At 71.6% G+C, this 12,890-nt stretch carries 15 protein-coding genes; 6 read left to right on the plus strand and 9 right to left on the minus strand.

Annotated elements, in window-relative coordinates; translation table 11 throughout:
• The first annotated feature begins 15 nt into the window (after positions 1–15).
• From OG417_RS11460 to OG417_RS11470, 3 genes are read left to right on the plus strand one after another with little or no spacing between them, the layout of a single operon-like run.
• Entirely contained in the window at positions 16–1,062 is a 1,047-nt protein-coding gene (locus OG417_RS11460) for a FecCD family ABC transporter permease (RefSeq protein ID WP_329253871.1), read from the plus strand.
• Positions 1,059–2,084 (plus strand): FecCD family ABC transporter permease, encoded by a 1,026-nt coding sequence (locus tag OG417_RS11465; RefSeq protein ID WP_329253874.1) that lies wholly within the window; start codon positions 1,059–1,061, stop codon positions 2,082–2,084. Before OG417_RS11460 ends, OG417_RS11465 begins: the two co-directional genes overlap by 4 nt.
• Positions 2,081–2,875 (plus strand): ABC transporter ATP-binding protein, encoded by a 795-nt coding sequence (locus OG417_RS11470; RefSeq protein WP_329253878.1) that lies wholly within the window; start codon positions 2,081–2,083, stop codon positions 2,873–2,875. Before OG417_RS11465 ends, OG417_RS11470 begins: the two co-directional genes overlap by 4 nt.
• 225 nt (positions 2,876–3,100) lie before the next feature.
• On the opposite strand, the gene OG417_RS11475 is transcribed toward OG417_RS11470, so the two are convergent.
• Entirely contained in the window at positions 3,101–4,642 is a 1,542-nt protein-coding gene (locus tag OG417_RS11475) for an MFS transporter (RefSeq protein WP_329253881.1), read from the minus strand.
• Positions 4,643–4,754: 112 nt separating this feature from the next.
• Between OG417_RS11475 and OG417_RS11480 the strand changes: the two genes are divergently transcribed.
• On the plus strand, positions 4,755–5,489 hold the full coding sequence (locus OG417_RS11480) for a TetR/AcrR family transcriptional regulator (protein ID WP_329253883.1): 735 nt from the start codon (positions 4,755–4,757) through the stop codon (positions 5,487–5,489).
• A gap of 186 nt (positions 5,490–5,675) precedes the next feature.
• On the opposite strand, the gene OG417_RS11485 is transcribed toward OG417_RS11480, so the two are convergent.
• Together OG417_RS11485 and OG417_RS11490 are read right to left on the minus strand one after the other, a co-directional pair.
• The gene (locus OG417_RS11485) at positions 5,676–6,101 is read right to left on the minus strand and encodes an alpha/beta hydrolase (RefSeq protein ID WP_329253886.1); all 426 of its coding nucleotides are present in this window, start codon (positions 6,099–6,101) and stop codon (positions 5,676–5,678) included.
• 13 nt (positions 6,102–6,114) lie between these two features.
• The gene (locus OG417_RS11490) at positions 6,115–6,552 is read right to left on the minus strand and encodes a hypothetical protein (RefSeq protein WP_329253889.1); all 438 of its coding nucleotides are present in this window, start codon (positions 6,550–6,552) and stop codon (positions 6,115–6,117) included.
• Positions 6,553–6,612: 60 nt separating this feature from the next.
• Between OG417_RS11490 and OG417_RS11495 the strand changes: the two genes are divergently transcribed.
• A complete protein-coding gene (locus tag OG417_RS11495; RefSeq protein WP_329253892.1) occupies positions 6,613–7,047 on the plus strand; it encodes a hypothetical protein in 435 nt (144 codons plus the stop codon).
• Between the two features lie 89 nt (positions 7,048–7,136).
• Here OG417_RS11495 and OG417_RS11500 read toward each other — a convergent pair whose 3' ends face one another.
• Positions 7,137–7,574, minus strand: a complete 438-nt coding sequence (locus OG417_RS11500) for a PaaI family thioesterase (RefSeq protein WP_329253895.1) — start codon at positions 7,572–7,574, stop codon at positions 7,137–7,139.
• 117 nt (positions 7,575–7,691) lie between these two features.
• Entirely contained in the window at positions 7,692–8,255 is a 564-nt protein-coding gene (locus OG417_RS11505; protein ID WP_329253899.1) for a class I SAM-dependent methyltransferase, read from the minus strand.
• A gap of 108 nt (positions 8,256–8,363) precedes the next feature.
• On the opposite strand from OG417_RS11505, the gene OG417_RS11510 reads away from it, so the two are divergent.
• Positions 8,364–9,002, plus strand: a complete 639-nt coding sequence (locus OG417_RS11510) for an RDD family protein (protein WP_329253903.1) — start codon at positions 8,364–8,366, stop codon at positions 9,000–9,002.
• Between the two features lie 51 nt (positions 9,003–9,053).
• Here the strand turns inward: OG417_RS11510 and OG417_RS11515 are convergent, their stop codons facing one another.
• The 4 genes from OG417_RS11515 to OG417_RS11530 all read right to left on the minus strand — a co-directional run bounded on the left by OG417_RS11515 (position 9,054) and on the right by OG417_RS11530 (position 12,883).
• Positions 9,054–9,428, minus strand: coding sequence for a hypothetical protein (locus tag OG417_RS11515; protein WP_329253907.1), 375 nt, complete (start codon positions 9,426–9,428; stop codon positions 9,054–9,056).
• A gap of 227 nt (positions 9,429–9,655) precedes the next feature.
• Positions 9,656–11,035: a GH1 family beta-glucosidase gene (locus OG417_RS11520; protein WP_329253910.1), complete on the minus strand. Its 1,380-nt coding sequence runs from the start codon at positions 11,033–11,035 to the stop codon at positions 9,656–9,658.
• Positions 11,032–11,895 (minus strand): carbohydrate ABC transporter permease, encoded by an 864-nt coding sequence (locus OG417_RS11525; RefSeq protein WP_329253913.1) that lies wholly within the window; start codon positions 11,893–11,895, stop codon positions 11,032–11,034. Before OG417_RS11525 ends, OG417_RS11520 begins: the two co-directional genes overlap by 4 nt.
• Positions 11,888–12,883: a carbohydrate ABC transporter permease gene (locus OG417_RS11530; protein ID WP_329253916.1), complete on the minus strand. Its 996-nt coding sequence runs from the start codon at positions 12,881–12,883 to the stop codon at positions 11,888–11,890. Before OG417_RS11530 ends, OG417_RS11525 begins: the two co-directional genes overlap by 8 nt.
• Positions 12,884–12,890: the final 7 nt, after the last annotated feature.

Consider the following 12,890-nt stretch of genomic DNA (forward strand, 5'->3'; position numbering starts at 1 on the left):
GTATGGAGCTGGTACGTGCCTGTCATCGACTCGGCGCGCGTCGAGCCGCGACCGGACGCGCCGGCCGGCGTCCGCCCGCGGGCGGCGCGTGTCGCCGGCCCGTTCGCGGCGGCGCTGTTCTTGCTGGCCGTGCTCGTGCTGAGCCTCGCGTTCGGCGCCAAGCAACTCTCCCCGTCCGAGGTGTGGCACGGGCTGACCGACCCTCACGCGCCGGCCTACACCGTCGTCCGCCAGATCCGGCTCCCCCGTACGCTGCTGGGCCTGCTGGCCGGTGCGGCGCTGGGACTCGCCGGCGGCCTGACGCAGGCCCTGACCCGCAACCCGCTGGCCGACCCCGGGCTGCTCGGCATCAACGCGGGCGCGGCCTCCGCCGTCGTCTCGGCGATCTCCTTCTTCGGCATCACCTCCTTCACCGGCTACGTGTGGTTCGCCTTCGCGGGCGCCGCCGCGGTGTCGGTCCTCGTCTGGGCGGTCGGCGGCGGGCGCGGTGCGACCCCGGTACGGCTGGCGCTCGCCGGTATGGCCGTCAACGCGGTGATGTACGCCTACGTCAACGCGGTGCAGCTGCTCGACACCGACTCGCTGGACCGGATGAGGTTCTGGACGGTCGGCTCGCTGGCCTCCGCGCGGCCCTCCACGGTCACCGGCATCGTGCCCTTCGTCGCGGTCGGGACCGTGCTCGCGCTCCTGCTGGCCCGCCCGCTGAACGCCCTCGCCCTGGGCGAGGAGTCCGCGAACGCGCTCGGCGCCCGTCCGGCACGCACGCGGGCGGGCACCATCGTCGCCGTGACCCTGCTGTGCGGCGCCGCCACCGCCGCCTGCGGGCCGATCGTCTTCGTCGGCCTGATGGTGCCGCACCTCGTACGGGCCCTGGTCGGCCCCGACCTGCGGCTGCTGCTGCCGTACTGCGCGCTGCTCGCGCCCACGACCCTGCTCGGCGCGGACGTGCTCGGACGGGTGCTCGCGCGGCCCGGCGAAGTGCAGGTGGGCATCGTCACCGCGGTGCTCGGCGGCCCGTTCTTCCTGCACGTCGTACGGCGAGGGCGGTGGGCGCGCGCATGATCCTGCGGACTCCCGGCGGATGGTCGGTGCGCGTACGGGGACGCGCCCTCGCGGTGGGGGCGGCCTGCGTGCTGGCCGCACTCGTGTTCGCCGTCGTCGCGATCGGCAGCGGCGACTACCCGATGAGCCCGGCGGCGGTGGTGCGGACGCTCGCCGGGTACGGTTCGGCCGCCGACGCGTTCATCGTGGAGCAGGTACGCCTGCCCCGGGTCCTCACGGCCCTGCTGACCGGCGCGGCCCTCGGTCTCTCCGGCGCCCTGTTCCAGTCGCTCGTGCGCAACCCGCTGGGCAGCCCCGACCTGCTGGGCTTCACCCAGGGCGCGGCGGCGGGCGCGCTGGCGGCCGTGATGATCGGCGGCGGCAGCGTCGCGCTCATGGGCGGCGCGGTGGCAGGCGGCGTGGTCACCGGCGCGTTGATCCACGCCCTCTCCTGGCGGCAGGGCGTGCACGGCTACCGGCTCGTGCTCATCGGCATCGGCGTCGCGGCCATCCTGACCGGCGTCAACGGCTACCTGCTGACCCGCGCGAACATCCCGGACGCCACGCGCGCCGTCCTGTGGCTGACCGGCAGCCTCAACGGGCGCGGCTGGAACGACGTGGTGCCGGTGCTCGTCGCGGTGGCGGTCACCGTGCCGCCGGTGCTGCTCGGCGGCGGACGCGGCCTGCGCATGCTGGAGATGGGCGACGAGACGGCGTGCGCCCTGGGCGTGCGGGTCGAACGGCTGCGGCTGATGCTCCTGGCCGCGGCCGTGCTGCTCGCCTCGTTCGCCGCGGGCGCGGCCGGCCCGGTCTCGTTCGTCGCGCTGACCGCCCCCCAGCTCGCCCGCCGGCTCACCGCCGACCCGGGCCCGAACCTCGCCGCCTCCCTGTGCATGGGCGCGGCGCTGCTCACCGGCGCCGACCTGGCCGGCCAGCGGATCGTCCCGGGGCACCAGCTGCCCGTCGGCGTGCTGACCGGCGTACTCGGCGGCGGCTATCTCCTGTGGCTGCTCGCCACTCAGCGAAAGAGGGGCCGGATATGACACGTCTGCGGGCGGACGACCTGACACTCGCGTACGAGCGGCGTACGGTCGCCGAGGACCTGAGCGTGGCCGTGCCCGACCGGTCGTTCACCGTGGTGGTCGGCCCGAACGCCTGCGGCAAGTCCACCCTGCTGCGCGCCCTGGCGCGCACGCTGAAGCCGCGCTCGGGCACCGTCCTGCTGGACGGGCAGGACATCCACACGCTGCCCACGCGGGCGGTCGCCCGTACGCTCGGCCTGCTCCCGCAGTCGCCGATCGCGCCGGACGGCATCACGGTCGCCGACCTGGTCGCCCGCGGCCGCTACCCGCACCAGCGCCTGTTGCGCCAGTGGTCGGGCGAGGACGAGCGGGTGGTCGGCGAGGCGATGGCGGCGACGGGCGTCGCCGACCTGGCCGGCGCGTACGTCGACGAGCTGTCCGGCGGCCAGCGCCAGCGCGTGTGGATCGCGATGGCGCTCGCCCAGGAGACCCCGCTGCTGCTTCTCGACGAGCCGACGACGTTCCTCGACATCGCGCACCAGATCGACGTCCTCGACCTGTGCGCCCGGCTGCACCAGGAAGAGGGCCGGACCCTGGTCGCCGTGCTCCACGACCTGAACCACGCGGCCCGCTACGCGACGCACCTGGTCGCGATGCGCGACGGCGAGGTGGTCGCGGAGGGCGACCCCTCGTCGGTCGTGACGGCGGAACTGGTGGAGAAGGTCTTCGGCCTGCCGTGCCGCGTCATCCCCGACCCGGAGACCGACACCCCGCTGGTCATCCCCGCCGCCCGTCGGTCGGCCACCGTCTGAAGCACGCCGTGGTGTGAGCACCCCCGGCCCTGGCCGAGGGTGCTCATTCACATCGGGGCTTGCTGCGTCTCGACGAATCACCGGGGCAACGGCCGCCCGGAACGACGCTCGGCGGTTTCCGCTCGGCGGGTGCGTGTCTCCCCGCGGCCGGGCTCGGGCGTGGACGTTGGTCGGCGGGGGGCCGCGGCGTCGGGACGGCGACCACCGCCGCGGCCAGGCCGCTGTCTACCGGTGGCTGGGCTCAGGGGTCGCCGGCTCGGGCGTCGGTCGTCGGGGGCGGGCCCGCAGCATCAGGACGGCGACCACCGCCGCGGCCAGGCCGCCGACCACGCCCACGACGGAGACCGTCGTCATGGCGTCCACGAACGCGCCCTTGGCGGTCGAGGCGAGGGCCGAGTCCCCTCGGGCGGCCGCGATGGCCAGGGCCTCGCCGATCGAGTGGCGCGCCGGGCCGGTGACGCCGTCCGGCATGCCGGACGCGTACGCGGCGGTCAGCACGCTGCCCAGCACCGCGATGCTCAGCGCCTGGCCGATCTGCGACACCGTGTCGTTGACGGCCGAGCCCACGCCCGCCCGGTCCTTGGGCAGCGCGCCCAGCAGCGTCGCGTACGCCGCGGGGCCCGCCGTGCCGCTGCCGGCGCCCATGACGACGAGTGCGATCACGAGCGTCCCGTAGCCGTCGCCCGGCGACAGCAGCGAGAGCAGGCCGAAGCCCGCGGCCAGCAGGACCAGCCCGGTGGCCAGCGTCGCCCGGGCACCGAACCTCTTGTCGACGGCCACGCCGATGCCGTTGAAGACGATCACGGTCACCAGCAGCGGGACGAACGCGATCCCCGCCTTCATCGGGCTGAATCCCAGCACGAACTGCAGGAACTGGGTGAGCGCCAGCATCAGGCCGCCGGAGGAGAACGACAGCAGCACGATGGACAGGCCGGCGCCGCTGAAGTCGCGGTCGCGGAACAGCTCCAGCGGCAGCATCGGCGTCCGGGTGATGCGCTGCCAGACGGCGAACGCCGCCAGCGCGACGACCGCGACGACGAAGCCGCCGATCGTCTGCGCGGACGACCAGCCGTCCTTCGCCGAGCCGATGACGCCCCAGACCAGCGCCGTCATGCCGACGGTCGACAGGAGCGCGCCGAGCAGGTCGGGCCGGCCCGCCGGGCCGCGGCTCTCGGGGATGAGCAGCAGGGACGCGACGATGCCGAGCGCGGCGATCGGGACGTTCAGCAGGAACACCGATCCCCACCAGAAGTGGTCCAGCAGCAGGCCGCCGACGACCGGGCCGCCGAGCGCGCCCAGCATGAGCACCGAGCTCCAGATGGCGATGGCCTTCTTACGCTCCTCGTCGTCGAAGACCGTCGTGAGGATGGACAGCGTGCCCGGCATGAGGAAGGCCGCGCCCGCGCCCATCAGCGCCCGGGAGGCGATGAGCTGGCCGGAGGAGCCGGAGAAGGCCGCCGGGATCGACGCGCCGCCGAAGAGCACCAGGCCGATCACGAGGCCGGTGCGCCGGCCGTACCGGTCGGAGAGGGCGCCCGCCGTGAGGAGGAGGCCGGCGAGGACCACCACGTACGCGTCGAGGACCCACTGGATGTCGGCGTTGGTCGCGCGCAGGTCGCGGATGAGCGAGGGGATCGCGACGTTGAGAACCGTGTTGTCGATCACGACGACGAGCAGGCTCAGGCACAGGACGCCGAGGATCAGCCATCGCTGCGGATGAGGTGCCGTCGCCTCCGGGGAGGGCGCGGTGCCGGGGGGAGTGGACATGAGCCTCCGTTCGTACGCTGTGCGAGATAATCGCACAGCGTACTACTGCATCGAACAGTGTGCGAGTGGCGTTATCCTGCGGTGGAGCCGTTCCTCGTGCGAAGGACGTCCGATGCCACGCGACACCGACCCGATCACCAGCTCGGTCTGGGTGCGCCCCTCACGGGCACGCCGGGGTGAGCAGCCCACCCTGAGCCGGGAGCAGATCGTGCGTGCCGCGATCGAGTTGCTCGACGCCGAGGGGCTGAGCGGCCTGAGCATGCGCCGGCTCGGCGCCAAGCTGGGCGCGGGCGCGACATCGGTCTACTGGTACGTGGCGAACAAGGACGAACTGCTCGAACTCGCCCTGGATGAGGCCATGGGCCAGGTCGAACTCCCCGATCCGGCCGTCGCCGACTGGCGATCCGCCGTCGGCGACGTGGTCCGGAGCGTACGGACGGTGATCCTGCGCCACACCTGGATGGCCGGCCTGTACGGGATCCACCCCGCGATCGGCCCCCAGGCGATGCGGCTGAGCGACCGGTTGATCGGGGTGCTCACCGCCGCCGGTTTCGCGAACCTCGATATGGCCTATGCGAGCTCGCTGCTCATGTCGCACGCGTTCGGCTCGGCCGTCATGGACGTGGCAATGCACACGGCGACCGCTCTGGCCGGCAAGGACGCGAATGACCTGGTCCGGCAGCTGGAGCCGTACATGGACCGCATCGCCGGGGAGTACCCGCACTACGCGAAGTGGTGGGCGCAGAACAAGGGCGCGGACATGGAGCGGATGCGAGAGGACGGCTTCGAATTCGGCCTGCAACGCCTGCTCGACGGCCTGGAGTCGTGGCTCCGATCTGATGCCTGACCACCCACGGACCGGCCGCGGTCCGTGGAGCCCGGTGGCGTGGCTCGGCCGGTGGCCGAGCCGTTGTGGGGTAGGGCGGCCGGTCCGCGGTGTGCGTGTTCTCCCCGGGTGCTTTCGGGGACGGAGCGGCGTGCGGTTGCGGACCGGCCGTGGTTCGAGGAGCCCGGTTGTGGCTCCGCCGTGCGTTTATTTTTCGGATGCCTCCGGGAACGGGCTGGCGTCCGGCTCGCAGACGGTCCCGGCAGGAGGAAGGGCGCCGGTCAGCAGGTAGCGGGTCTCATACTCCATGGCGCAGGCGCTGGGATTCGAGAAGACGGTGTGGCCGTACCCATCGACGGTCAGGAGGCGGGCACGGGCCAGCTCGCGCGACAGCGCGACCGCTCCCTGATACGAGGTCGCCGGGTCCTTGGTGTTGTTGAGAAGAAGGATCGGATTGGCCGTGCGCCTGTTCCACGGTCCTGTATACCGGTCCTTGCCCTGCGGCCATCCCGCGCAGGGCTCCGTGATCCACGCGGGCCCCCGCCCCATGGGCCCCGACCTGGCGTAGGCCAGCCGCGAGGCGGTCGTGTAGGCACTCGGGTCACGCGGATTCGGGCTGTCGGAGCAGATCATCGCGAGGAACTGCTCATGCCCGGTGTAGACGGCCGGCGCCGAGGCGTCGGAGCCGGGTCGCGCCCGAGCTCGCGGCTTCGTAGCGGACGCCGCAGACGTCGCGGACGACATAGAAGCCGCGGACGACATGGGGACGGCGGGCGTTGTGGTGGTTGTGGTCGGGGTGGGTGCGGTGGGTGAGGGGATGGCGGAGGTTGTGGTGATTGTGGTCGGGGTGGGTGCGGTGGGTGAGGGGATGGCGGAGGTTGTGGTGGTTGTGGTCGGGGTGGGTGCGGTGGGGCCGGCTGGCGAAAGTGATCGCCGTCGACTCCTGCCGCAAGAGCACGACGGGGCGCCTGGACACCACGGGCAGCCGGATCGTACGGGTCGAGTCGGCGAAGCCGCACTGGATGGCCCGCCGGAGCGCCCGGCCGCGCATCCGGGCGCCGGCGCGCTCCCCAAGGCCGCCCACGTCGGCGACGAGGACGCCGCGCGGGCCTGTGTGGGGGCCGCCGTCGAAGAGTTCGGCGGTGTGGACATCCTGGTCAACAACGCGGGCACTAGCCCGTACTACGGCCCCATGGTCGACCTGGACGCCTCGCGCGCGGCCAAGCGCCGCACCGATCGCCGTCGACACCAGCCCGTCGATGCCGCTCACGCGGAAAAGGTCCACCGCTCCGGCGCCGAAGCGCTCGCCCCGGCCCAGCCCTACGGCCGTACCACCGAGCAGGGGGAACGGCACATCGCCGCCGATCCGCGCGCCCAGGTATACCGCCGGCGTCGCGAGGAGACGCCGCAGGCACCAGCAGCGATACCGAAGTCGCGATCAAAGGCCCTGGCCCGCTTCGGGCGTACTGTCGGCCGCGAGGAGAAGATCATGGCGATGCGCTTCGGCCCGTGCGACGGGGCACCGCGGCGCTACGCCACAGGTGGCGCCAGCACCGTGGTGTCGGTGTGCCTGCGGTAGACGGTTTCGATCACCAGGATGGGCGTCAGGTGGAGAGGCAGTACAGGCGCCACTCGTTGCGCGACGAAGACGTCAAGGCGGGTCGTTGGTCAGGGGAGGGGCTGGATGCGGGCGGTGGCGGTGGCGACGGCGACCGTCTTGCCGTCGGGTGCGGTGAGTTCGCCGGACAGGAAACACACCTCCCTGCCCCGGTGGACGACGCGGCCGTGGCCGGTCAGGCGACCGGGGCGGGCCGGGCGTAGGAACTGGACGTGCAGGTCGAGGGTTGGCGCGAACCGGCCCTCCGGCAGGGTCGCGACCAGGGCCGGGCCCAGCGTGTCGTCCAGCATCGCGGCGAGGAAGCCGCCCTGGATCACGCCCGCCGGGTTGACGAACCGTTCGCTCGCCTCGAAGGCCACCTCGATCGTGCCGTGTTCCGGGTCCACCGCGACCAGTTGCCAGCCGAGTGTCTCGGCCGCGGGCGGAGGAGCCACCCGCCCCGCGAGAACGTCCCAGAACAGTCCTTGCCTTTCGTCGTGTTCTGTCACGCTTCCCATTTCACCAGCCCCCGCCGACATTCCCACGAGGGAACATCTGTCGCGGTGGGAAAGGCCGGCAGGTTTTCTCACTCGGGTGCGGCCGGATCGCGGGCGGGGAGTGATCTTTCAGAGCGCTGGGTCACGGCGCGCCAGGATTCGGCGTTTTTCCCGTTCATCGGTGACGTCGAGCACGGTGAAGTCCTCCGGGAGCAGGGAGGCCGGCTCGCCGGGGGCCAGGCACCACGCGGCGGGCAGCGGGCGGTGCCGCCGGGCGTCCTCGGTGAACGCCTCCCATGCGAGCGCACCGCCCGGAAGCACCGCAGCGGCGGCCGGGCCGAAGAGTTCGCGGTCCCAGTAGCCGAAGCAGCGCACCGCCGCGTACGACGAGGGGGGCGGACGCCATTCGAGCAGGTCGGCGTGGACGAGTGTGATCCGATCCTCGAGCCCCCTACGGCGTACCTCCGCGTCGAGACGCTCCAGGGCCACGTCGGAGACGTCCACCGCGGTCACCGCGCGTCCGGCCTCGGCCGCCGAGAGCGGGTCGCCCGAGAGCCCGCACGCCAGATCCAGCACCGGGCCGTCCGGCAGGGGCGGCGCCAGCGCACGAGCGGCCAGGGGATGGACGGAAAAGGACGGCGTCGTCCGCGCGGCGTACTTGGCGTTCCATCGAAGCCGGTCGGGTGAATTCACGCGCCGCACGTTACTCCGGCGCGATCGGTGGCCTGGACCGGAGGGGCATTTCAAAACGGTTCAACAACGATTTCAGCATTTCAGTAAAGATGGGCCTATCGTTCTGACATGACGCAATCGCCTGATCACCCCGAGGAACGAGCAGGCGCCGAAGGTGCCGCTCCGCCACCCGATCCAGCCCCAGAGGCGACCTCCGCGGCACCCCCACCTCCACCCCCGCCCGCAGAGCCGTACCCCGCCGCACCGCCGATCTCCGAGCCGTACGGCCAAGCACCCCCGCCCGGAATCACCGGGGAGCTCGCCGGCCGCTGGTCCCGCCTGTTCGCGGGGATCATCGACGGGATCGTCTTCACCGCCATCGGCTGGATCGTCGCGGCACCGATCGTCGGCGTCGGCGCGATGTACGACAACAAGCACCTCGGCCCCCGGCTGGCCGCGGACGGCATCACCGTGGTCATCGCGATCATCTATTTCACCTGGCAGCACGGCAAGTGGGGACAGACGCTCGGCAAGCGCGCCCTGGGCATCCGGCTCGTCCGGGCACAGGACGGCGGCCCGATCGGCTACGGCAAGGCCGCGTGGCGCGTGCTGTTCACCTACCTCATCACCTACGTCACGTGCGGGCTCGGCGGGTTTCTCGACGACCTGTGGATCCTGTGGGATCCCCGCAAGCAGGCCCTGCACGACAAGGTCGTCAAGACATACGTGATCAAGGCCGAAGGCCCCGACCCGTACGCCGACCACTGAGCGAGGCGACGCCACGCGCGTAACCCGCCGCCCTCAGCGGTCCGGGGCCGGTTACCGGTAGCGGAAACCGTCGAGGAAGCGTCGGAACACGCCGCCCTCGCGCGGCAGCGGCTTGGCCGGTGGGGGCGTGACGTCGCGCTGCCGCGCCACCGGCTGGTCGTAGTCGGTGCGGGCGATGGCGTCGACGACCTGCTCCTCGGTGAAGTCCGCCGAACCCTCGATCTTCGGCACGAAGCCGACGAGCATCCCGTTGCGCATGACCTGGGCCTCCAGGCCGGCGGTGCCGTCGGTGTCCCACTCGGCCTCGCGGCCGCCGGGCAGCGACACGCGTACGCCGTACTGGCCGACGCCGGCTCGCAGCAGATGGGCGTTGATGCCCCGATCGCGCAGCGCGTCAACGACCCGTCGTGCTCGGTTCTCCTCCATGCGCTCAAGGTAGCCGCCCAGGTGGGCGGCCGGCACGGTCGACGGTCCGAAGGCCCGGTGGTCCGACGGTCGCATGGCCCGAGGTCCGACGGCCCGTCCGGGCAGGACGGCCCGTCCGGGCAGGATGGCCCGTCCGGGCAGGATGGCCCGTCCGGGCAGGACGGCGCTCCAGGCGGGAACGCCGCCCCGGAACGGGCCCGGAGGGACGGTGGCCTTGGAACGCCGCGTCAGGCGGCGCGTTCGCTGTCGCGGCGGTGGGTGCGGATGAGATCGCCGTACCGGTGTCCGCTGCCCTTGATGATCCGCTGCTGCGTCTCGTAGTCGACGTACACGAGCCCGAAGCGCTTGTCGTACCCGTACGCCCACTCGAAGTTGTCCAGCAGCGACCAGACGAAGTACCCGGCCACCGGTGCGCCGCGGCGTACCGCGCGGATGCAGGCGGCCAGGTGTTCCTCCAGGTACCGGATCCGCTCAGGGTCGTCGACCTGCCCGTCGGGGCCGACCACGTCGGGCCAGGCCGAGCCGTTCTCCGTCACGTGGATCCGCGACGCGCCGTAGTCCTCGGTCAGCCGCATGAGCAGCCGCTCCAGGCCCTCGTCGCGGATCTCCCAGTCCATCGCGGTACGGCGGACGTCCGGCCGGTGGACCTCGCGCGTGTACGGCGGTGGTCCGGACGGGTCGTCGGCGATGGTGGTGGGGAAGTAGTAGTTGAGCCCGAGCCAGTCGAGCGGTGCGGCGATGGTCTCCAGGTCGCCGGGGCGTTCGGGCAGGTCGACGCCGTAGACCTCGATCATGTCCGCCGGGAAGCCGCGTCCGTGTACCGGGTCGAGCCACCACCGGACCGAGTGCCCGTCGGCGCGGCGCGCCGCCGCGACGTCGGCCGGGGAGTCACTGGCCGGCTCGGCGTACCCCAGGTTGTTCACGATGCCGACCTCCGCGTGCGGCACGGCCGCGCGGATCGCCTGTGTGGCCAGGCCGTGGCCCAGGAGCAGGTGGTACGAGGCGGGCACCGCGACCGTGATGTCCGACAGGCCGGGCGCCATCGTGCCCTCGAGGTGGCCGATCCACGCCGAGCAGAGCGGCTCGTTCAGCGTCGTCCACGAGGTCACCCGGTCGCCGAGCGCGGCGGCGACGTGCGCGGCGTACGCGGCGAAGTGTTCGGCGGTGTCGCGGGCCGGCCAGCCGCCGCGGTCCTGGAGCACCTGCGGCAGGTCCCAGTGGTACAGGGTCGGGTAGGGCGTGATGCCGGCCTCGAGGAGCGCGTCGACGAGCCGGTCGTAGAAGGCGAGGCCGGCCGGGTTGACGGCGCCGTCGCCGTCGGGCACGACACGAGGCCAGGCGACGGAGAAGCGGTAGGCGTTCACGCCCAGCCGCTTCATGATCTCGATGTCCTCGGGCCAGCGGTGGTAGTGGTCACAGGCGACGTCGCCGTTGTCGTTCCCGTCGATCTTGCCGGGGGTGTGGGAGAACGTGTCCCAGATGGACGGCGATCGGCCGTCCTCCGCGACGGCACCCTCCACCTGGTACGCGGCGGTGGCCACGCCCCAGACGAAGTCGGCCGGGAGAGAGGTGAGGTCGTGCACGGACTGCCCTTCTGTGTCGATCACTTGACGGCCCCGGCGGTGAGGCCGGTGACGAGGTAGCGCTGAAGGAGCAGGAACCCGGCGACGACCGGCACGCTGACGACCAGCGAGGCGGCCATGACCTGGTTCCAGTAGACGTCGTACTGGGTCGAGTAGCCGCGGAGGCCCACGGCGAGCGTGCGGGTGGTGTCGTTGGTCATGACCGAGGCGAACAGCACCTCGCTCCACGCCGTCATGAAGGCGTAGACGGCGACGGCGACGATGCCGGGGATGGCGGCCGGGATCACGACGCGGAACAGCGCGCCGAGCGGTCCGCACCCGTCGACCATCGCGGCCTCGTCCAGGCCGCGCGGGATCGACTCCATGTACCCGGCGAGCATCCAGATGGAGAACGGCAGGGAGAAGGTCAGGTAGGTGATGATCAGCCCGGCCCGCGAGCCGTACAGCGCGATGCCGGTGGCGTTCCCGATGTTGACGAAGATCAGGAACAGCGGCAGCAGGAAGAGGATGCCGGGGAACATCTGGGTGGACAGCACGGTGATCGTGAAGATCCGCTTGCCCTTGAACCGGTAGCGGCTCACCGCGTACGCCGCGAAGACCGCGATGAGCACCGACAGGCCCGTCGCCGCCGCGGAGACGATCGTGGAGTTCACGAAGTAGTGCGCGAGCGGCACGGTGTGCCAGATGTCGACGTACGGCCGGAGTGTGAGGTGGCCCGGGAACCAGCGGAACTTCTCGGTGACGTCCCGCAGCGGCTTCAGCGACGTGCTGATCATGACGTACACCGGCAGCGCGGCGAAGATCGCCATGAGGGTGAGCACGATCCGCCGGGTCCACACGAACGACATCGGCCGGGCGGTCGGCGACCGGTACGTGCTAGGCATTGCTCCTCCGGTTGCTCAGGGAGGTGACGGTAAGGTACGCGGCGGTCACCAGGAGCAGGAAGAGCAGCATCAGCACGGACATGGCCGAGCCGGAGCCGAAGTTCCAGGTGTGGAACGACGCCTGGTAGATGTGCACCGAGATCAGGTCGCCCGCCGGCGGCGCCGACTGGCCGAACAGCACGTACGGCACGTTGAAGTCGTTGAACGTCCACAGGAACAGCACCAGGACGAGCACGCGGTTGATCGGGCGCAGGGACGGCATGGTGATCCGCCGGATCTGCTGCCAGACGCCGGCGCCGTCGATCGCGGACGCCTCGTACAGCTCGTCGGGGATGTTCTGCAGGCCGGCCATGATCACCAGTAGCGCGAACGGCCAGTTGCGCCAGACCGAGACGACGACCACCGAGATGAAGCTGTTGTCGCCGATCAGCCAGAACGCCGGCTTGGCGGTCAGGTGCAGCTGGTCGTGCAGCACGTGGTTCACCAGGCCGTTGTCGTGCTGGAGCATGAACGCCCAGATGATGACGGAGGCGTAGACCGGCAGCGCGTACGGCGTCATGAACAGCGCGCGGAGGAAACCCCGCCCGCGGAAGGTGTCCTGCATCAGGATCGCCCCCGTGATCCCGAGCAGCCAGGAGAACCCGACGGCGAGCACGGCGAACGCGCAGGTGATGAGGAAGGAGTGCAGCAGGGCACTGCCGACCGCGCCGTTGAAGTCGACGACGACGCGGTAGTTGTTCAAGCCCGCCCCGGGCGCCGCGCCCCAGTTACGAATGTAGAACTGGGTGAGCTCCTTGAAGCTCATCACGACGCCGACGACCATCGGCACGAGATGGATCAGCAGCTCCATGACGATGGCGGGCAGGACGAGCAGGTACGGAACGGCGCCCCGCCCGATCGAGTAGCTCCGCCGGGGTTTCTCGCGCCCCCGCGCCGGGCCGGAGCTGTCACTCCGGCCCGGCGCGGTCGCGCTCGTGGTCGCGGCCATGGACGAC

The sequence above is a fragment of the Actinoallomurus sp. NBC_01490 genome, assembly GCF_036227085.1.
Lineage (GTDB): Bacteria > Actinomycetota > Actinomycetes > Streptosporangiales > Streptosporangiaceae > Actinoallomurus > Actinoallomurus oryzae.